Annotated in this window: 18 protein-coding genes; 6 read left to right on the top strand and 12 right to left on the bottom strand. The window is 72.4% G+C overall.

Annotation, left to right across the window (positions count from 1 at the left end; translation table 11 throughout):
• From F2B26_RS07820 to F2B26_RS07805, 4 genes are all read right to left on the bottom strand, one after another.
• Positions 1-1,015 (bottom strand): SPFH domain-containing protein (locus F2B26_RS07820; RefSeq protein ID WP_438939177.1); only part of this gene is annotated, 1,015 nt, incomplete at its 3' end.
• Between the two features lie 51 nt (positions 1,016-1,066).
• Positions 1,067-1,510 carry an NfeD family protein gene (locus tag F2B26_RS07815; RefSeq protein WP_159808090.1) on the bottom strand — a complete coding sequence of 148 codons (444 nt, stop codon included), beginning with the start codon at positions 1,508-1,510 and terminating at the stop codon, positions 1,067-1,069.
• A gap of 47 nt (positions 1,511-1,557) precedes the next feature.
• Entirely contained in the window at positions 1,558-2,385 is an 828-nt protein-coding gene (locus F2B26_RS07810; protein ID WP_159808088.1) for an ABC transporter ATP-binding protein, read from the bottom strand.
• A gap of 37 nt (positions 2,386-2,422) precedes the next feature.
• Entirely contained in the window at positions 2,423-4,552 is a 2,130-nt protein-coding gene (locus F2B26_RS07805; RefSeq protein WP_159808086.1) for a DNA gyrase/topoisomerase IV subunit B, read from the bottom strand.
• A 245-nt stretch (positions 4,553-4,797) separates the two neighbouring features.
• Between F2B26_RS07805 and F2B26_RS07800 the strand changes: the two genes are divergently transcribed.
• Positions 4,798-5,019 carry a DUF7455 domain-containing protein gene (locus tag F2B26_RS07800; protein WP_159808084.1) on the top strand — a complete coding sequence of 74 codons (222 nt, stop codon included), beginning with the start codon at positions 4,798-4,800 and terminating at the stop codon, positions 5,017-5,019.
• A 105-nt stretch (positions 5,020-5,124) separates the two neighbouring features.
• Here the strand turns inward: F2B26_RS07800 and F2B26_RS07795 are convergent, their stop codons facing one another.
• From F2B26_RS07795 to F2B26_RS07785, 3 genes are all read right to left on the bottom strand, one after another.
• Positions 5,125-6,489, bottom strand: a complete 1,365-nt coding sequence (locus F2B26_RS07795; protein WP_438939176.1) for an RNA polymerase sigma factor — start codon at positions 6,487-6,489, stop codon at positions 5,125-5,127.
• Positions 6,490-6,697: 208 nt separating this feature from the next.
• A complete protein-coding gene (locus F2B26_RS07790) occupies positions 6,698-7,084 on the bottom strand; it encodes a universal stress protein (protein WP_159808082.1) in 387 nt (128 codons plus the stop codon).
• Between the two features lie 99 nt (positions 7,085-7,183).
• Positions 7,184-8,302 carry a DUF4192 domain-containing protein gene (locus tag F2B26_RS07785; protein WP_159808081.1) on the bottom strand — a complete coding sequence of 373 codons (1,119 nt, stop codon included), beginning with the start codon at positions 8,300-8,302 and terminating at the stop codon, positions 7,184-7,186.
• A gap of 120 nt (positions 8,303-8,422) precedes the next feature.
• Here F2B26_RS07785 and F2B26_RS07780 point away from each other — a divergent pair, with 120 nt between their 5' ends.
• Together F2B26_RS07780 and F2B26_RS07775 are read left to right on the top strand one after the other, a co-directional pair.
• The gene (locus tag F2B26_RS07780; RefSeq protein ID WP_159808080.1) at positions 8,423-8,938 is read left to right on the top strand and encodes a hypothetical protein; all 516 of its coding nucleotides are present in this window, start codon (positions 8,423-8,425) and stop codon (positions 8,936-8,938) included.
• The gene (locus tag F2B26_RS07775) at positions 8,935-10,038 is read left to right on the top strand and encodes a polyprenyl synthetase family protein (protein ID WP_159808079.1); all 1,104 of its coding nucleotides are present in this window, start codon (positions 8,935-8,937) and stop codon (positions 10,036-10,038) included. Before F2B26_RS07780 ends, F2B26_RS07775 begins: the two co-directional genes overlap by 4 nt.
• 68 nt (positions 10,039-10,106) lie before the next feature.
• On the opposite strand, the gene F2B26_RS07770 is transcribed toward F2B26_RS07775, so the two are convergent.
• Positions 10,107-10,517 (bottom strand): Rv2175c family DNA-binding protein, encoded by a 411-nt coding sequence (locus F2B26_RS07770; RefSeq protein WP_159808078.1) that lies wholly within the window; start codon positions 10,515-10,517, stop codon positions 10,107-10,109.
• Positions 10,518-10,633: 116 nt separating this feature from the next.
• Between F2B26_RS07770 and pknB the strand changes: the two genes are divergently transcribed.
• On the top strand, positions 10,634-12,601 hold the full coding sequence (gene pknB / locus F2B26_RS07765; RefSeq protein ID WP_159808076.1) for a Stk1 family PASTA domain-containing Ser/Thr kinase: 1,968 nt from the start codon (positions 10,634-10,636) through the stop codon (positions 12,599-12,601).
• 89 nt (positions 12,602-12,690) lie between these two features.
• Here pknB and F2B26_RS07760 read toward each other — a convergent pair whose 3' ends face one another.
• The 3 genes from F2B26_RS07760 to F2B26_RS07750 all read right to left on the bottom strand — a co-directional run bounded on the left by F2B26_RS07760 (position 12,691) and on the right by F2B26_RS07750 (position 16,131).
• A complete protein-coding gene (locus F2B26_RS07760; protein WP_159808074.1) occupies positions 12,691-14,040 on the bottom strand; it encodes a class II 3-deoxy-7-phosphoheptulonate synthase in 1,350 nt (449 codons plus the stop codon).
• Positions 14,037-15,257: a pyrophosphate--fructose-6-phosphate 1-phosphotransferase gene (locus F2B26_RS07755; protein ID WP_159808072.1), complete on the bottom strand. Its 1,221-nt coding sequence runs from the start codon at positions 15,255-15,257 to the stop codon at positions 14,037-14,039. The genes F2B26_RS07760 and F2B26_RS07755 overlap by 4 nt, the downstream gene beginning before the upstream one ends.
• An 88-nt stretch (positions 15,258-15,345) precedes the next feature.
• Positions 15,346-16,131 (bottom strand): lysophospholipid acyltransferase family protein, encoded by a 786-nt coding sequence (locus F2B26_RS07750; RefSeq protein WP_159808070.1) that lies wholly within the window; start codon positions 16,129-16,131, stop codon positions 15,346-15,348.
• A gap of 69 nt (positions 16,132-16,200) precedes the next feature.
• On the opposite strand from F2B26_RS07750, the gene F2B26_RS07745 reads away from it, so the two are divergent.
• On the top strand, positions 16,201-16,740 hold the full coding sequence (locus tag F2B26_RS07745) for a hypothetical protein (RefSeq protein ID WP_159808068.1): 540 nt from the start codon (positions 16,201-16,203) through the stop codon (positions 16,738-16,740).
• A 50-nt stretch (positions 16,741-16,790) separates the two neighbouring features.
• Here the strand turns inward: F2B26_RS07745 and F2B26_RS07740 are convergent, their stop codons facing one another.
• Positions 16,791-17,738 (bottom strand): ROK family glucokinase, encoded by a 948-nt coding sequence (locus F2B26_RS07740; protein WP_159808066.1) that lies wholly within the window; start codon positions 17,736-17,738, stop codon positions 16,791-16,793.
• Between the two features lie 186 nt (positions 17,739-17,924).
• Here F2B26_RS07740 and F2B26_RS07735 point away from each other — a divergent pair, with 186 nt between their 5' ends.
• Positions 17,925-19,727, top strand: a complete 1,803-nt coding sequence (locus F2B26_RS07735; RefSeq protein WP_159808064.1) for an AMP-dependent synthetase/ligase — start codon at positions 17,925-17,927, stop codon at positions 19,725-19,727.
• Positions 19,728-19,853: the final 126 nt, after the last annotated feature.

Raw genomic sequence — 19,853 nt, 5'->3', positions numbered from 1 at the left:
CCGCGCTCGTCGCGTCCGCCGTGGCGGCGGCCGACTCGCGCCGGGCCTCCTCGAGCGCCACCTTCGGGTCGGTGAGCGTGACCGGCGGCAGCTCGCCCTCGTCCAGCGGCGAGGTCCCCGCCGGGCGCGCGGGCGCGTCACCGTCGGTGCTCGTCCCGCCGAACGCCTTGGCGACCACACCGAGGGCGCCGGACAGCTCGGCCGGCAGGAACCACATCTTGTTCGACGGGCTGGACGCCACCTTCGGCAGCATCTGCAGGTACTGGTAGGCCAGCAGCTTGGGGTCGGCGTCACCGCGGTGCACGGCGTCGAACACCTGCAGGATCGCCCGCGACTCGCCCTCGGCGGTGAGGATCGCCGCCTGCGCGGCACCCTCGGCCCGCAGGATCGCCGCCTGCTTCTCACCCTCGGCCGTGAGGATCTGGGACTGCTTGACACCCTCGGCCGTGAGGATCGCGGCGCGGCGGTCACGCTCGGCACGCATCTGCTGCTCCATCGAGCCCTGCACCGACGCGGGCGGGTCGATCGACTTGAGCTCGACCCGGTTGACGCGCACGCCCCAGCGGCCGGTCGCCTCGTCGAGCACCCCGCGCAGCTGGCCGTTGATCTGGTCACGGCTGGTGAGCGTCTGCTCCAGGTCCATCGAGCCGACGACGTTGCGCAGCGTGGTCACCGTGAGCTGCTCGATGCCCTGGATGTAGTTGGCGATCTCGTACACCGCAGCCTTGGGCTCGGTGACCTGGAAGTAGATGACCGTGTCGATGCTCACCACGAGGTTGTCCGACGTGATGACCGGCTGCGGCGGGAAGGAGACGACCTGCTCGCGCAGGTCCACCGAGGCCCGGATCCGGTCGACGAACGGGATCACCAGGTGCAGGCCGGCCTCCATCGTGCGGGAGTACCGACCCAGCCGTTCGACGATGGTCGACACCGCCTGCGGCACGATCCGCACCGACCGCACGAGGGCGATCACGACGAACAGCACCACCAGGGCGACGACGACGTAGACCACCAGCTGACCGGAACTCGACGACGCAAGCACGGAATACCTCCTGAGAAGGACGGATCAGCGCGCCGCAGGCGCGTCGAGCGGGACGACGACGGCCGTGGCACCGTCGATCCGGGTCACCGTGACCGGTGCACCGGCGGGAAGAACGACACCGGACTCGGTGCGGGCGGACCACACCTCGCCCTCCAGCTTCACGCGGCCGCTCGCGGCGTCGACCGCGGAGACGACCACCGCGGGACGCCCGACGAGGGCGGCAGCGTTGGTCTCCTGCAACGGGACCCGGCGCCGCAGATGACGCAGCAGCCAGGGCCGCAACGTCGCGAGCAGCAGGGCCGACACGACGGCGGCGGCCAGGACCTGCCCCCACACGGGGGCCCCGAGCAGCGAGGCGATCGCCCCGGCCAGCGCACCGCCGGCGAACATGATGAGCACAAGGGTCAACGAGAGCATCTCGAGGATGCCGAGCACGAGGGCCGCACCGACCCACCACAGCCAGGCCATCGTCACCGCTCCCCCCGACCGCACCACCATGGTGCGACGTTTCGATCCTACGGGGCGGAGCGCTCCGGCGAGTGCTGACCTGCCGGGTTCTGCGGGAGGGCCCTGGCCGACCAGCGGTCCGCGGCGTGGTGCAGGTGCAGCGGCAGGTCGAACGTGCCGGACAGGTTCTCCGCCGTGAGCACCTCGTCCAGCGGACCGGCGGCGAACGCGCTCCCCTTGCGCAGCAGCAGCGCATGGGTGAAGCCCGGTGGGATCTCCTCCACGTGGTGGGTGACCAGGACGAGCACGGGCGAGCGAGGGTCGCGCGCCAGCTCGGCGAGCGCGCCGACCAGCTCCTCGCGTCCACCCAGGTCCAGACCAGCGCCCGGCTCGTCGAGCAGCAGCAGCTCGGGGTCGGCCATGAGCGCGCGGGCGATCTGCACCCGCTTGCGCTCCCCCTCCGACAGGGTGCCGAACCAGCGCTGCCCCAGGTGCTGCACGCCGAACGCCGCGAGCAGGTCCTGCGCACGGGTCTCGTCGACCCCTTCGTACGCCTCCCGCCAGCGGCCTGTGACGCCGTAGGCCGCCGTGAGCACCACGTCGAGCACGGTCTCCCCCGACGGGATGTGGTCGGCCAGCGCGGCGCTCGACAGGCCGATCCGCGGCCGCAGGTCGAACACGTCGACCTTGCCGAGCCGGCTGCCCAGCACCTCGGCGACCCCCTCGGTCGGGTGCATCCGACCAGAGGCCACCTGGAGCATCGTCGTCTTGCCGGCACCGTTGCGGCCGAGGACGACCCAGCGCTCGCCCTCCTGCACCTTCCAGGTCAACCGGTCGAGGATCGTCGTGGTCCCTCGTCGGATGGTCAGGTCCTGCAGGTCGAGCACCGCCGTCATGACACGGAACCCTAATCGTCGTCGCGGGCAGATGAGGTCATGCGTCGATCCGGCGACGGTCCAACGTCTGGGCGCCGGCGACGATGAAGTCCTTGCGGGGCGCCACGTCCGACCCCATGAGCAGCTCGAAGACCTGCTCGGCCCGCGCGGCCCCCTCGACGGTCACGCGGCGCAGCGTGCGGTGCCCCGGGTCCATCGTGGTCTCGGCGAGCTGGTCGGCGTCCATCTCGCCCAGACCCTTGTAGCGCTGGATGTCCCCGGAGTAGCGCCGGCCCGCCTTGTCGAGCTTGGCCAACGTCGCCGTGAGCTCGGCCTCGGAGTACGTGTAGACGTACTCGCGCCCCTGACCGCCACGGCCCAGCAGCTCGATGCGGTGCAACGGCGGTACGGCTGCGTACACCCGGCCGTCCTCGACCAGCGGGCGCATGTAGCGGAAGAACAACGTGAGCAGCAGCGTGCGGATGTGCGCACCGTCCACGTCGGCGTCGGTCATCAGGACGACCTTGCCGTACCGGGCCGCGGGCAGCTCGAAGGTGCGCCCCGAACCGGCACCGATCACCTGGATGATCGCCGCGCACTCGGCGTTCTTGAGCATGTCCGTGACCGAGGCCTTCTGGACGTTGAGGATCTTGCCCCGGATCGGCAGCAGCGCCTGGTAGTCGCTGGACCGCGCGAGCTTGGCGGTGCCCAGCGCGCTGTCCCCCTCGACGATGAACAGCTCGGAGCGCTCGACGTCGTCGATGCGGCAGTCCGCGAGCTTGGCCGGCAACGAGGAGGACTCCAGCGCGTTCTTGCGCCGGGAGATCTCCTTCTGCTTGCGCGCCGACAGGCGAGAGCGCATCTCGCCGACGACCTTGTCGAGCAGCAGCCCCGCCTGGACCTTCTCCCGGCCGCGCGAGGACTCCAGGATCTCGCCCAGCCGGGCGTCGATCACCTTGGCCACGATCGCCCGCACGGGTGCGGTGCCGAGCACCTCCTTGGTCTGGCCCTCGAACTGCGGCTCGGCCAGCCGGACCGTGACGACGGCGGTGAGGCCCGCCAGCACGTCCTCCTTCTCGATGCGCTCGGTCGCGGCGTCCTTGGCGGAGATCTTCAGCCGCCGGGCGTTGGCGTCGACCGCCTTGCGCACCGTGCGCAGCAGCCCGGCCTCGAACCCGGCCAGGTGGGTACCGCCCTTGGGCGTCGCGATGATGTTGACGAAGCTGCGCACATCGGTGTCGTAACCGGTGCCCCAGCGCAGCGCCACGTCGACCTGGCAGGTCCGGGAGACCTCCTGCGGGCTCATGTGACCGCGCTCGTCGAGCACCGGGACCGTCTCGGTGAAGGTGCCCTCCCCCTCCAGGTGCCAGGTGTCGGTCGCCGCCGGGTCCGCGGCCAGGTGCTCGACGAAGTCGACGACACCGCCCTCGTGCAGGAACGTCTCGGTGTGCGGGCCGTCGGCACCAGGGGTGCCCGGCACCCGGCGCTCGTCGCGCACGACGATCTTCAGACCGGGCACCAGGAAGCTGGTCTGCCGGGCCCGCGTGACCAGCTCGTCGTAGGCAAACACGGCACTGGCCGGGAAGATCTGCCGGTCGGCCCAGTACCGCACCCGGGTGCCGCTCACGTTCTTGGCGACCTTGCCGGTGACGGCGAGCTCGGAACCGGAGACGAACGGCTCGAACGGCGACTGCGGGCCGATGCCGGCCGCATCGTCGAACACCCCGGGCTCACCGCGGCGGAACGTCATCGCGTAGGTGCGTCCCCCGCGGTCCACCTCGACGTCCAGCCGCGACGACAGGGCGTTGACGACCGAGGCACCCACCCCGTGCAGACCGCCGGACGCCGCGTACGAGCCGCCGCCGAACTTCCCGCCGGCGTGCAGCTTGGTGAAGACCACCTCGACACCCGTGAGCCCGGTGCGCGGCTCGATGTCGACCGGGATGCCGCGACCGTCGTCCCGCACCTCCACCGAGGAGTCGGCGTGCAGCACGACCTCGATGGACGAGCAGAACCCGCCGAGAGCCTCGTCGACCGCGTTGTCGATGATCTCCCACAGGCAGTGCATGAGACCGCGGCTGTCCGTGGTCCCGACGTACATGCCAGGACGCTTGCGGACCGCCTCGAGTCCTTCGAGCACCGACAGGTGCCGGGCCGTGTAGCCCGACTGGGCCGAGGTGGTGGTCACGGGACGCGATGCTAACCGGCGCGACCGGGCAGACCGGGACACCATGCCGCGCGTGCCCGAGGTCCGGTGCGACCGGTCGGGTCCTGCGCCTGCCGGTCGAGATGACGGCCACGTAACGGCGCGGGCCCGTCCAGGACCGCAAGATGACATGCGTGTGACGCCACGTCACGATCATGTACGCGATGAGCGAACCTGGTGCTTCCGAGGGCATGGATCGCGCGCCGGGATGGTTCGATGACGATGTGATGACCCAGACGCCCGAGCAGAAGGCCCCCCTGTCCGCTGCGGACCGTTGCGACCGGTGCGGCGCGCAGGCCTACGTGCGCGTCTTCCTGGCCGGTGGTGAGCTGCTGTTCTGCGCCCACCACTACCGCGAGCACGCCCCCAAGTTCGCCGACGTGGCGACCCACATCCAGGACGAGACCGACCGGCTCCTGGCCGAGCACGGTGCCGGGGCGATGCTCTAGGAGCACGCCCGACGAACGCACGACGCCCCCGGCGGGAGATCTCCTCCCGCCGGGGGCGTCGTCATGTCGGCACGTGCAGCGCGCGGCCGCTCGGTCCAGGTCCGCTCAGTCCAGGTAGTCGCGCAGCACCTGCGACCGCGACGGGTGGCGCAGCTTCGACATCGTCTTGGACTCGATCTGCCGGATCCGCTCACGCGTGACGCCGTAGACCTTGCCGATCTCGTCGAGGGTCTTGGGCTGACCGTCGGTGAGGCCGAACCGCATGGAGACCACACCGGCCTCACGCTCCGAGAGCGTGTCGAGCACCTGGTGCAGCTGCTCCTGCAGGAGCGTGAAGCTCACGGCGTCGGCCGGGACCACGGCCTCGGAGTCCTCGATGAGGTCACCGAACTCGCTGTCGCCGTCCTCACCCAGGGGCGTGGCCAGGGAGATCGGCTCGCGGCCGTACTTCTGGACCTCGACCACCTTCTCCGGGGTCATGTCCAGCTCCTTGGCCAGCTCCTCCGGGGTGGGCTCGCGGCCCAGGTCCTGGAGCATCTGACGCTGCACACGGGCGAGCTTGTTGATGACCTCGACCATGTGCACCGGGATGCGGATGGTGCGCGCCTGGTCGGCCATCGCGCGGGTGATGGCCTGGCGGATCCACCACGTGGCGTAGGTCGAGAACTTGTAGCCCTTGGTGTAGTCGAACTTCTCGACCGCACGGATGAGGCCCAGGTTGCCCTCCTGGATCAGGTCCAGGAACAGCATCCCGCGGCCGGTGTACCGCTTGGCCAGCGAGACGACGAGGCGCAGGTTCGCCTCGAGCAGGTGGTTCTTGGCCCGACGCCCGTCCTGGGCGATCCACTCCAGCTCGCGTCGCGCCTTCGGCTCGAGCGTGGCGCCGATCTGGGCGAGGCGTTCCTCGGCGAACAGCCCCGCCTCGATGCGCTTGGCGAGCTCGACCTCCTGCTCGGCGTTGAGGAGGGCGACCTTGCCGATCTGCTTGAGGTAGTCCTTGACCGGGTCGGCCGTAGCCCCGGCGGTGACGACCTGCTGGGCAGGTGCGTCGTCGTCGTCGGCGTCGGAGTAGACGAAACCGGTGTCCTCCGACTCGGTCTCGGCAGCGGCTGCTGCGGGAGCCGGCTTGTCAGCCTCGGGCTCCACGACCTCGGCCGTGTCGACGGCCTCGTCCGCGACCTCGTCGACCACCTCGACCTCGACCTCGACCTCCTCGAGGGCGTCGATCTCGATGTCGACGTCCTCGACGTCGCCCTCGGTCTCGTCGTCGATCTCGGTGGCCGGGGCCGCGGTGGCGGCCTTCTTGGTCGCTGCCGCTCCCTTCGCCCGCGAACGCGGCGCAGGCTCGGTCACCCGGGCCTTGGTCGCGGTTCCGGCGCGCTTGGTGGCCGCCGCGACGGTGCGGGCGACAGGCACCACGTCCTCCTGACCATCGGTCGGGGACGTCGCAGTGGTGTTCTTGAGGGGCACGGAGGACCTTTCGGCAGCCAGTCAACGGCTCACGGAGCCGGGGCGACAACGTGACATTGTACCGACCGCAGGGGTCCGCGGGCGGCGCGCGCACGCTCGGCCCAGCCCTGGCAGTGGGTCGATACGCCTGCACAACGACCGAACAGCCCTCAGGATTCCCGGCCGGACGACGTTCGTGCACCGGCGAGCCGGGCGGGCGGACGTTCGATCAGCCAGGACCGGGTTTGACCGTGAGCACCGGGCAGGGCGCGTCGAAGAGCACCCGCTGGGCGTTGGCGCCCAGGATGAGCTTGCCGACCCGGCTGCGCCGCCGCAGCCCCAGGACCACCAGGCGTGCAGACACGTCCTGCGCCGCGTCGAGCAGGTCGTCGGCGACGTCTCCCCCGCGCAGCACCCGGACCTCGTGGTCGACCGCGGCCAGCGCGGTCGACTCGCCCAGCGCGGCGAGGACCTCAGCCTCCTGGGCAGCGGTCACCTCGGCACGCAGGCTCACCACCACGACCAGCAGCTCGCGGTGCTGGCCAGCCTGGTCGATCGCCTCGTCGAGCGCCGCGCGCCCCTCGGCGGTCGCCACGAAGCCCACGACGATCGACATCGACGCCTCCACGGTCCGGGACGGGTGCCCAGCACCGTAGCGAGCAGCGGGCCGCTGCGCGCGCGCAACCCCGATCCTCCGGCGGCCGCCCTGGGCGGCTCAGTCGCCGGCGGCGACCCATCCCGGGGGCATCCCCGCGCCGACGGCCTGGGCGTACAGCTGGGCGAGCCGGTACTCCGGGTCCTCCCGCAGCGCGCGCTCGAGCAGCAGCTCGGCACGCACCCCGCCCCCCGCCCACCACGCGAGCACAGCCAGCAAGGTGCATGCCGGCGCCTGCTCACCGGCCCGCCCGTGGGCCACCACCTGCTCGAGGACCCGCACGTGGACATCCCACGGGCGCTGCTCCGGCCGCACCCCGCGCACCGGGTCGTACAACCTGGCCAGAGCCTCGTCCATCCGCACCAGGGCCGTCTGCGCCGGCTCAGGCCCTCGCACCAGGTCCTCGGGCAACGTGCCGACGTCCGGGAGCAGCGCCAGCAGCACGCCGTCGCGGACCCGCCGGTCACGCAGCCCCGCCTCGATGCGCCCCCACCGTGAGCCGTGGGCCGCCGGGTCAGCGGCGGCCGATCTCACCTGGTCGCGCCAAGCGCTCAGGCTGTCCAGCCGCCACCTCTCGAGTGCCGACGCCCCCTCGGCGGCCGCCCGAGCCCCGCGGGTCGCCCACCGGGTCCGCACCCGGGACACCGCACGCCGGGCCTCACCGTCGGCGGGGACGATGAGCGCCAGGTCGTCACGTCGGTCGGCGACGGCCGAACCGGCCAGCACCATCCGGGCACCGACCTGGGTCGAGTCCAGCTCGACCAGCGGACGACCCCCCGGCGGGCAGCACTCGCCGTCGCAGTCCAGCGCGAGGTAGCCGGTGGCCGTCACCACCCAGACCGGTACCTGGCCGAGCAGGTGGGCCGCCTCACGCAGGTGCGCGACGGCCGCCCAGGTGAGGTGGGCCGGGTGCGGCCTCGGATCCGTGGCGGTGTAGACGACGAGCACGGCGGATCGAGCGCCGTCCCGGTCCAGGTGAGCGACGAGGGTTCGGGCGAGCTGGGGCCCGGTGACCTCGTCCGCCAGGGCGTCCAGGTCGACCCGCACGACGAGCCCGACCCGCCCCCGCGGTGGCCGCAGGCTCACCACGACCGCGGACTCGACCGGGCGGAAGCCGATCTGGTGCGGGATGAGGGCGAGCATCTCGCGCGGTTCTCGCAGGCGCAGGGTGGCGGGCATGGGCACAGCCCACCGTTCGGGGCACGGTGCGCACCGGCGTACCGGCGCGGTTGGTGGCCGAACGACTGCCGCTCGCGGGCTGAGGACGGTTCGCACCGCGGTCCTGGCTACCCTGTGCCCATGCCCCCGAGTGCGACCACGACGCGCGCCGCGCTCGCCCTCGTCGCGATCGCGACCCTGCTCGGCGGCTGCACGACCAGTGCCCCGGCACAGGCACCCACCCTCGACGCGCCGACCGGGTCGCTGCCCTCGCCGACCGAGCCGCTGCTGTCCTCCGACGATGCCGACTCGCGGGTCGGCGAGCTCGCCCCCGGCTTCCCCACCGCACTGCTCCCGGTTCCCGACGGTGCACAGATCCTCGTCTCCTCGGCCGAGCCGACCGCGGACGGGATGGTCGAGGTCAGCCTCAACCTGCGCTCGACGCTCGACGTCGCCGCGCTGCTCGACCACGTCCGCGCACCTCTGCTCGCGGCCGGTTTCGCCGAGGTCCCGGCCGCACCCGCCCAGGGTCTGGCCGCCCAGACCTCGTTCTCCCGCTCGGACGGCAAGGAGCTTCTCGTGGCCGGCATCCGCGACGACGGGACGAACCGCACCCTGACCATTGGCGGGCGGATCACCCCGCCCGCGGCCGGATGAGCGGCGTGCACGAGGACCCGCGGGCCGCTGTCGACGCCGTCCTGACCCGGTACGTGGACGACCTTCGCGCCGAGCTCCTCCCGGCCGGCCCTGACGCGGCGGCGCTCGCCGACGCGGTCGAGCAGATGCTCACCGGGGGCAAGCGGCTGCGCGCGCTCTTCGTCTACTGGAGCTGGCGCGCGCACGGCGGCGACCCGCAGGGGCCGGACGCGCAGGCCGTGGCCCGCGTCGGTGCGGCGCTCGAGCTCTTCCAGGCCTCGGCACTGTTCCACGACGACGTCATGGACGACTCGGACACCCGCCGCGGGATGCCGGCCGCGCACCGCACGTTCGCCGCGCGGCACCGCGCCGAGCACCTCACCGGCGACGCCGCCCGGTTCGGGGAGTCGGTGGCCATCCTGCTCGGCGACCTCACGCTGGTCGCGTGCGAACGTGAGCTCGCCGACGCGCTCGCCGACCACCCGGCCGCACGCCGGGCCGCCGTGCGATCCGTGTTCGACCTCATGCGCACCGAGGTGACGGTCGGCCAGTACCTCGACCTCGTCGCCCAGGTGCAGCCCTGGGGCCGCGACCCGGCGGCCGACGAGGCCCGCGCCAGGGCTGTCATCCGCGCCAAGTCGGCGCGCTACTCTGTCGAGCACCCCCTCGTGCTCGGCGCGGCCATGGCCGATGCGGACGAGACCCAGCTGGCCGCATGCCGCGCCGTCGGGCTGCCGCTCGGCGAGGCCTTCCAGCTGCGCGACGACCTGCTCGGCGTCTTCGGCGACCCCGCCGTCACCGGCAAGCCGGCCGGCGACGACCTGCGCGAGGGCAAGCGCACCGTGCTGGTCGCGCGCGCGGCGGCCCTCGCCCTGGCCGGCGGCGACGAGCAGACCTGGGACCTGCTCGGTGCACACCTGGGCGACCGGGACGCCAGCGACGCCCAGATCGAGGAGATGAGCGCGGCGATCGCCCGCACTGGGGCACCCGCCCAGGTCGAAGGGCTCATCGCCGAGCTCTCGGGTCGCGCCTTCGCCCTCATCGCCGACCAGCACTGGCCCGAGCCGGCCGCCTCACGACTGGTGGGGCTGGCTCGCGCCGCGGTCGACCGGCACGCCTGAGCCGCAACGCCTGAGCCGCACCAGGGGCCAGGCCGCGGTCCGGCCGATGCGGCGACGACCCCGGGCGGCTACAGCTCCAGCGCAGCGCGCCGGCGCACCTCGGTCTTGCGTCCGGACCGCAGCGCATCGATCGGCCGGGCGTCGAGCACGTCGTCGGCGGTGAACAACCAGGCGATCGCCTCGGCGTCGCTGAACCCGGCGTCGGCGAGCACGGTGACGGTGCCCTGCAACGAGGCGAGCACCGCCCAGCGCGAGGACGCCTGCGGATCAGCCGGCTGGGCCGGGTTCGCCAGGTGCCCCGGCACGAGGAAGGGCGCCGGCACGACGAACACCGCCGGCTCACCGCGCCGCATCCCGATGAGCCGCCGCTCCTGCAGGATGCGACGGACCTTGCCCGCGTCCAGGTCGAGCCGCTCGGCCAGGTCGGGCACGGTGAGCCACTCGTCGACGGCGTCGTCCAGCACGTTCGGTTCGTCCACGGGCCAAGGGTAGGGGGTCCGCGCCGGCCCCGCGCCGCTGCCACGCCCGGCGCGACCCGGCACCCGGCCGGAGCGCCGCCCGCCTGGCGTGCCGGCCGCCTCGTAGACTTCCGGCCGTGAGCGCGACCACGACAGACCCGCTCGTCGGCCGACTGGTCGACGGCCGGTACGAGGTCGTGTCCCGGCTCGCACGTGGTGGCATGGCCACCGTCTACCTCGCCGTCGACCGCCGTCTGGACCGCGAGGTCGCGCTCAAGGTGATGCACCCGCACCTCGCCGAGGGCTCCGGCGGCCAGGACTTCGTCGCCCGGTTCCGGCGTGAGGCGCGCACCGCCGCACGGCTCGCGCACCCCGGGCTGGTCGCGGTGTTCGACCAGGGCGTCGACGGCGAGACCAGCTACCTGACCATGGAGTACGTCGACGGGATCAACCTGCGGCGCAGGATCACCGACCTGGGCGCCCTGCCCCTCGGGGAGGCGCTCGCCGTCGCCGAGAAGATCCTCGACGCGCTGTCCACCGCGCACCGCGCCGGGCTCGTGCACCGCGACATCAAACCGGAGAACGTGCTCATCGCGACCGACGGGCGGGTCAAGCTCGCCGACTTCGGCCTGGCCCGCGCCGTCACCGAGGTCACGTCGACCACCACCGGGACGGTCCTGGGCACGGTCGCCTACCTGGCCCCCGAGCTCGTCACCCACGGCGAGTCCGACGCCCGTACCGACGTGTACGCGTGCGGCGTGCTGCTCTACGAGATGATCACCGGATCGCAGCCGTTCGTCGGCACCACCCCGATCCACGTGGCCTTCCAGCACGTCAACAACGACGTGCCGCCGCCGTCGGACGCCGTGCCGTGGCTGCCGGTCGAGATCGACGACCTCGTGCGCGCCCTCGCCGCACGCGACCGCGACGAACGTGTCGCCGACGCCGGTGCGGCGCTCACCCTGCTGCGCCGGGTCCGCGCCGGACTGGACCCGGCGGACCTGGAACGACGCGCCGACGTCCCCGGCGCACCGGCACCCGCCGACCCCGAACCTGACACCGAGGGCACCACCCACCCCGAGGACCAGGAGACCACCCGCTTCCAGACCCGCTCGGGCGCCACGGTCGCGCTGCCGATCGGGCTCGGGCTGCCCGCGGCCGGTGAGGTCGTCGAGGTCGAGCCACGCGCCCCGCGGCGGCGCCGCGCGGCGCTGGTCTGGACCACCGTCGTCGTCCTGCTGGCCGCGCTGGGGTTCGCCGGCTGGTGGTTCGGGGCCGGGCCCGGCTCCCCCACCTCGGTCCCGGCGATCGCTGGTGCGACCTCGGCCCAGGCGACCGAGGCCCTGCGGCAGGCCCACCTCGTCGGCACCTTCACCGAGGCGTTCGACGCCACCCAGCCCCAGGGTCTCGTCGTGTCGACGACACCCGAGGTCGGCACGCAGGTCGCGCGCAACAGCACGGTGACGGTCGTCATCTCCAAGGGCCCGGATTGGGTGCCCATCCCGGCCGACCTCGTCGGGATGGGCAGCGACGCCGCGACAGCCGCGCTCACCGCAGCCGGTCTGACCCCGTCGGTCGCCGCCCACCAGAACGACGACCACGCGAAGGCCGGGACCGTGCTGTCGGCCAGCCTTCCCGACGGCTCGGCCGCGACCCCGGACGCCAAGGCGACGCGCGGCACGACGGTCGCCCTCGTCGTCTCCGACGGCCCGGCTCCCGTGGTCATCGCCACGATCTCCGGCATGACCGTCGACCAGGCCACGGCGCTGCTGGCCAAGGACGCGCTCACGCTCGCCACGACCCAGGAGTACTCCGACACCGTGCCCGCGGGCGTCATCATCAGCCAGGACCCGCCGCCGAGCACGACGATGCACCGCGGCGACACGGTGAACGCCGTGGTGAGCAAGGGGCCCGAGCTGGTCGACGTCCCGACAGTGCCCTACGGAGCGGCGGTCGCCGACGCGACCACGTTGCTGGAGTCCGCAGGCTTCAAGGTGAAGGTCGAGAAGGCGTCGCCGTTCCTGCACCTCAACCGGGTGATCGGCCAGACCCCGAGCAGCGGCCAGGCACCGAAGGGCTCGACCATCACGCTCACCATCACCTGACGGCTCCGGGTCTTACGCCCCCTACCGCCGGACGCACGTCGCCCCCGCCGCTGCCGAGCAGCGACGGGGGCGAGTCACAACCGCCTCGGTCAGTGGGCGCGCAGCAGCTCCGCGACCTGGAACGCCATCTCCAGGCCCTGCTGGTGGTTGAGACGCGGGTCCACCGTCGTCTCGTACCGCAGCGCCAGACCGGCCTCGTCGATCTCCTCGGTCCCGCCGAGCACCTCGGTGACGTCGTCACCGGTGAGCTCCACGTGCAGACCGCCCGGGATGGTGCCCAGCGCCCGGTGCACCTCGAAGAAGCCAGCAACCTCGTCCATCACGTCGGAGAAGCGGCGGGTCTTGTAGCCGTTCGCCGTGATGGTGTTGCCGTGCATCGGGTCGCAGATCCAGGTGACCGGACGCCCGTCGGCCGCGACCTTCTCCACCACCGCGGGCAGCAGGTCGCGGACCTTGCCGGCCCCCATCCGGGTGATGAAGGTGACGCGACCCGGCTCCCCCGTGGGGTTGAGCCGGTCGAGCACCCGCAGGGCCTCGTCCCCCGTGACCGTGGGGCCGAGCTTGACCCCGAGCGGGTTGTGCACCCGGGCGAAGTAGTCCATGTGCGCACCGTCGACCTGCCGGGTGCGCTCGCCGATCCACAGGAAGTGGGCCGAGCAGTCGTACGGCAGACCGGTCCGCGAGTCGATCCTGGTGAGCGGGCGCTCGTAGTCCAGCAGCAACCCCTCGTGCGAGGAGTAGAAGTCGACCGTGCGCAGCGCCTCGACATCGGCACCGCAGGCCGCCATGAACCGGATCGCGCGGTCGATCTCGGCGGCGATCTCCTCGTACCGGGCGTACGCGGGGTTCGCCGTGAAGCCCTTGTTCCACTCGTGCACCCGCAGCAGCGAGGCGAACCCGCCAGTCGTGAACGCCCGGATGAGGTTCAGCGTCGAGGCCGACGTGTGGTAGGCGTCGAGCAGGCGCTGCGGGTTCGGCCGCCGCACCGACTCCTCGAACTCGTAGCCATTGATGATGTCGCCCCGGAAGGCCGGCAGCGTCACCCCGTCACGGGTCTCGGAGTCCGACGACCGCGGCTTCGCGTACTGCCCGGCCATCCGGCCGATCTTGACCACCGGCATGCTGGCGCCATAGGTGAGCACGACGGCCATCTGCAGGATGACCTTGATCTTGTTGCGGATGTTGTCCGCCGTGGCCTCGGCGAACGTCTCGGCGCAGTCCCCGCCCTGGAGCACGAACGCCTCGCCCCGGCCGGCGGCGCCGAGCATCGCGCGCAACGCGTCGGCCTCACCGGCGAACACCAGCGGCGGCAGGCTCGCCAACCGGGTGCGCACCCCCGCCAGCTCGTCCGCGTCGGGCCACTGCGGCTGCTGCGGCACCGCCATCTGCTGCCAGAGGTCCAGCCCGGCGACCACGTCGGGGTCGGGTTCGACGCTCACTCGTGGCTCGCAGGCACCAGCGGCTGACCGATGTCCGCCAGGAGCGAGCCGAACCAGGGCTGCGTGACGTCGAACGCCTTGCCGCCGGCGATCCGCGGGAACTCGATGGCCCGCAGCCGGTCGCCGTTCTCCTCGTCGTGGCCGATGACGCCCGACTCGCCCCGCAGCGCGCACTCGACGGCCAGGTCGGTCATCGACTTGATGAGACGCAGGTCCTCGGCGTTGGCCGCGGCCGCACGCGAGTAGTAGCCGGACTTCTGCACCATGACCTTCTCGGCGCCGAGCTTGGCCGCGAACTGCTTGGCGAACCACTGCCCCGGGTTGATCGTGTCCAGCCGCACGTGACCGAATGCGTCCCGCAGGACCTCCTGGCCGGAGGCCTCGAGCTGGGCGACGATCTCGTGCATCCCGGCGCCCTCGGACAAGAAGATGTTGACGTTGCCCTGGGTGTCCATGACGGTCTTGAGGCGCTGCGCCTCGGCGTCGATGTCCAGCGCCAGCTCGGGGACGAAGACCGCGTGGATGTCCCAGCGCTCGCGCGACAGCCCGATGCCCGGCACCCACTCCTGGGCGTCCAGCCACTCGCGGTACTTGGCGGCGGCCGCGGCGGTCAGCCAGCCGCAGTGCCGGCCCATGACCTCGTGCACGATGAGCATGCGCGGGCCCGAACGGTGCTCGCCGATGATGTTCGCCGCGAAGTGCGCGGCCTCCTCGGCCGCCGTCCAGGCGCCGAGCGACTGGCGGATCGGCACCACGTCGTTGTCGATCGTCTTGGGCAGACCCACGACGGTGAGGTCGTAGTCGTGCTCCGCGAGGTAGGCGGCCAGGTCGGCGGCGGTGGTGTTGGTGTCGTCGCCACCGATCGTGTGCAGCACGTCGACGCCGTCAGCCTTGAGCTGCTCGGCCGCGACCTGCAGCGGGTCCTGGCCGGGCTGCACCAGACCGCGCTTCTCGGCGTCGGCCCGGTTGGTGAGCTTGACCCGCGAGTTGCCGATCGGCGAGCCGCCGAAGCGGTGCAGCACACCTGCGTGCTTGCGCACCTCGTCACTCACCACGACCTTGTTGCCCAGCAGCAGGCCGTGGTAGCCGTGCTGGTAGGCGATGATCTCCACGTCGGGTGCGATCTCGGTGTACCGCTCGATGAGTCCGCCCACGGCCGAGGACAGGCACGGGGCGAAACCACCAGCGGTGAGCAGAGCGACGCGGCGGACGGTCATGGCGAGCACCTCTCGGTCGACGCGCACCGGGGCTCGTGGCGGCGGTGCGTCCAGGAACGGGCGTCCGGGCACGGCACGGACGCGGCCGTCATCCTAGCGAGGGTTCGTCCTGGTCCGGCGGCGGGACCGGCACCTGGACCTCCGGCACCGGACGACCACCCGGGGCAGCCGGCAGATGGTCCTGCGGATCGCCCGCGGCGGCCGGGTGGCCGGTCGCGATCCGGGCCTTCTGGGTGGCCGCGTAGACGTCCACGTACTCCTGGCCGGACAGGCTCATGATCGCGTACATGATCTCGTCGGTGACCGAGCGCAGGATGAACCGGTCGTTCTCCATCCCGGCGTAGCGGGAGAAGTCGAGCGGCTCACCGATCACCATGCCGATGCGCATGATCTTGGGGATCTTGCGACCGATCGGCTGGGCCGCAGCCGTGCCGACCATCGCGACCGGGATCACCGGCGCGCCGGACTCCAGCGCGAGGCGGGCGACGCCCGTCTTGCCGCGGTAGAGGCGCCCGTCGGGGCTGCGGGTGCCCTCCGGGTAGATGCCGAACAGTCCGCCGTCACGCAGCCGGCGAAGGCCCGTGTTGAGCGCGGCCTCGCTGGCCTTGCCCCCGGACCGGTCGACCGGGATGGTGCCGACCCCCCGCATGAAGCCCGAGACCATCCGCCCCTTGAGACCGCGGCCGGTGAAGTACTCCTGCTTGCCGATGAAGACCATCTCGCGGTCGAGCATGAGCGGCAGGAAGAACGAGTCGATGACCGCCTGGTGGTTGCTGGCCAGGATCGCGGCACCCTCGTTCGGCACGTTCTTCGCGCCACGGATCCAGGGCCGGTACACAGCCTTGAGCAACGGGCCCACAAAGACCCGTTTCATCAACCAGTAGAACACCGCGCTCCCCTCAGGTCGCCGATGCGGCGCCGGACCCGACTCTAGAGTGCTCCCATGGCCCCCCGCTGCGAGGACGAGCCCTCGGACCCTCGTCCGGACGACCCGCCGAGCCCCGGCCCGACCGACGACGAGCCGTCGGACCAGGCCGGACCGACGTCGGAGCAGGACGGCGACGAGGCATGGGCGCAGATCGTCGCACGGCTGGGCGACATCGACATCGTCCCCGGGCCGGTCGGACCGCGGGTGGTGCGCCCAGGCCGGGCCGAGGAGCTCGACGACGACCCGGGCACCGGCCGGGACTGGGACGGCACCACGCAGATGGACCGGGCCGAACGTGAGGTCGACGACCTGGAGCACTTCGTGCCGCCGGACCCCGGGCCGGTGCTGGGTGGCTCGCCGCTGCTCACCGCCGCCTGGGCCGCCGTGGTCGGCATGCCGGTGCTGTGGCTCGTCGTCGCGATCGCCTGGCGGACCGCACCACGCAGCCTGCTGCAGGTCTCCGGGGTCGTGTTCGTGCTGGCCGTCGGCGTGCTGCTGTGGCGAATGCCACACCGACGCGAACCCGACGACGAGGACGACGGCGCCGTCGTCTGAGCCCGGTCCGGCCGGCCGCGACCGGACGTCAGCGGCGTCGCCCCCGCGCCTCAGCGACGTGCGAGGTCGGCCGCCCCCACGATCCCCGCGTCGTTGCCCATCGCAGCGACCTCGATCCGCGCGGTCGGCCGGTAACCACCTGCGGACAGCTTGCGGCTCAGCGCCTGCCGGGCCGGGACGAGCACGAGGTCACCCGCCGCCGACAGGCCTCCCCCGATGACGAACATCGCCGGGTCCAGCAGCGCGGCGACCGAGGCGGCTCCCTCGCCCACCCAGCGACCCACCGAGGCCAGCAGCTCGAGCGACAGCTCGTCGCCCTCCTCTGCGGCCGTCGTCACGTGCTGACCGGTGATCCGGCGCCACTTGCCGCCGGCCAGCTCCAGCAGCCGCACGGCGCGGTCCGGACGCGTGGCGGCCACCCCGTGCGCCTCACGCACCAGGGCGCTGCCCGACACGTACTGCTCCCAGCAACCGTTCTGCCCGCAGCCGCAGTGGTGGCCCTCGGGCACCACCCGCAGGTGACCGATCTCGGCTGCCACGCCCCAGGCACCACGCACCAGCCGACCGCCGCTGATCACGGCGCCACCCAGCCCGGTGCCGAGCGTGAGCGTCACCACGTCGTCCAGCCCACGGGCCACGCCGAACTGCGACTCGGCCCATCCGGCCGCGTTCGCGTCGTTCTCGACGACGACGTGCAGCTCCGGGTGGCCCAGACCGGCGAGCACCGCATCCCGCAGCGGGTGGTCCCGCCACGGCAGGTTGGGGCAGAACATCACGGTGGCGCGGTCCTGCCCGATGAACCCGGGCGCGGCCAGGCCGATCGCCTCCACCTCGTGGTCGGCCATGAGGGTCCGGCAGGCCTCGATGATGCCCGCGTCCACGGCAGCGGCGTCGGACGCGTCGGTGCGCAGCACGACCTTCGCGAGGATCTCGCCGTCGGCCGAGACCACACCGGCTGCGATCTTCGTGCCGCCGATGTCGACTCCGATGGCGTGCATGGCAGAGCTCCTGACAGGTCAAGGGTGGAGGGGCAGCTCCCCACGCTAGCGGCTCGCCGCGCCCACACCACGCCCGGCAGGCGCTCGCGGCACCGCCGCCGCGCGTCACCGCCGGATCTTCCCCTCGTCCCCAGGACCGGGGTCCCGTATCCTGCCGGGACCTGCAGCCTGACAACGGAGTCTCGCATGGCACAGTCGTCGTCTTCCCCGCTGCTCGTCGAGTCCTCGCCGGACAGCAACCTCAATGACCTGCTCGCCGCCCGGGTGGCCCGCGGGCCCGGTGCCCCGCTGCTCGAGCGGCTCGAGCGCGGCACCTGGACGCCGGTGTCGGCCGGCCGGTTCCACGACGAGGTCACCGCCACCGCCAAAGGCCTGCTCGCGCACGGGGTCGCTGCCGGCGACCGGGTGGCGATCATGTGCCGGACGCGCTGGGAGTGGTCCGTCCTCGACTGGGCGGTGTGGGCCGCCGGCGCGGTGAGCGTGCCCGTCTACGAGACGTCGTCGGCCGAGCAGGTCGCCTGGATCCTCGCCGACGCCGACGTGTCGCTGGCCGTCGTGGAGACGGCCGCGCACGCGGCGGTGGTCGCCGAGGTCCGCGACCACTGCCCGACCCTGCGCGAGGTGCTGACCGTGGACGAGGGCGCCCTCGCGACGCTCGCCGCCGACGGTGCCCCGGTCGAGGATGCCGAGCTCGAGCGCCGCGCCCGGTGCGCCGGCCTCGAGGACCCGGCGACGATCATCTACACCTCGGGCACGACCGGTCGGCCGAAGGGCGTCGTGCTCACGCACGGCAACTTCGTGCGGATCACCGTGAACGCCCGCGCGCGGCTGGCCCAGGTGTTCGTGGACCAGCCGCGCACGCTGCTGTTCATGCCGCTGGCCCACGTGTTCGCCCGGTTCGTCAACGTGTTGGTGATCCCGGCCGACGCGGTCATCGGGTACACCCCGGACCCGGCCACGCTCATGGCCGACATGGCCACGTTCCGTCCCACGTTCCTGCTGGCCGTGCCCCGGGTCTTCGAGAAGGTCTACAACGCTTCGGAGCAGAAGGCCGCGATCGGCGGCAAGGGCTCGATCTTCCAGCGGGCCGCCAAGACCGCGATCGTGTACTCCCGCGCACTCGACACACCGGGTGGCCCGAGCCCGTGGCTGCGGCTGCAGCACAAGGTCGCCGACGTGCTCGTGCTGTCCAAGATCCGCGCGGCGCTCGGCGGGCGTCTGCTGTGGGCGGTCTCGGGCGGGGCGCCGCTCGGTGAACGTCTCGGCCACTTCTTCCGCGGGGTGGGGCTCGTCGTGCTCGAGGGCTACGGGCTCACCGAGACGACGGCACCGCTGTGCGTCAACGTTCCGGAGAACGCCAAGATCGGCACCGTCGGCCCGCCGCTGCCGGGCACGCAGCTGCGGATCGGGGCCGACGGGGAGATCGAGGCCCGCGGGATCCAGGTGTTCACCGGGTACCACGCCAACCCCGCGGCCACGGCGGAGGCGATGGACGACGGCTGGTTCCGCACCGGTGACCTCGGCTCGATCGACGAGGACGGCTACCTGCGGATCACCGGTCGCAAGAAGGAGATCATCGTCACGGCCGGCGGGAAGAACGTCGTGCCCTCGGTCTTGGAGGACCGGCTGCGCGGCCACCCCCTGGTGAGCCAGGTGGTCGTGGTCGGCGACCAGCGGCCCTTCGTCGGGGCCCTGGTCACCCTCGACGCCGACGGCCTGCCCGGCTGGCTCGCCGCGCACGGGAAGCCGCCCATGAGCGTGGCCGAGGCGGCTCAGGACCCCGATGTGCTCGAGTCGCTGGACAAGGCCGTGGAGTACACCAACAAGGCGGTGTCCCGGGCCGAGTCGATCCGCAAGTACCGGGTGCTCGACCGCGACCTGACGATCGCGAGCGGCCACCTCACCCCCAAGCTCTCGGTCCGCCGCCCGGAGGTGCTCAAGGACTTCGCCGCCGACGTCGACGCGCTCTACGCCGAGCACCGGGACTGACCGGCGCGGTCGCTCGCCCCGCGGCACCGGCACCGGCACCGGCACGGTCGCCGACGCCGGCCTCGGCGCTCAGCGGCAGCAGCTTGCTCACGTAGTAGTTGTCCATCGAATGCATCGAGGTGCAGT

The sequence above is a fragment of the Cellulomonas citrea genome (assembly GCF_009829685.1).
Taxonomy (GTDB): Bacteria; Actinomycetota; Actinomycetes; order Actinomycetales; family Cellulomonadaceae; genus Cellulomonas; species Cellulomonas citrea.
The sequence above is the reverse complement of the archived record's forward strand: the minus strand, read 5'-3'. Positions and strand labels throughout refer to the sequence as shown.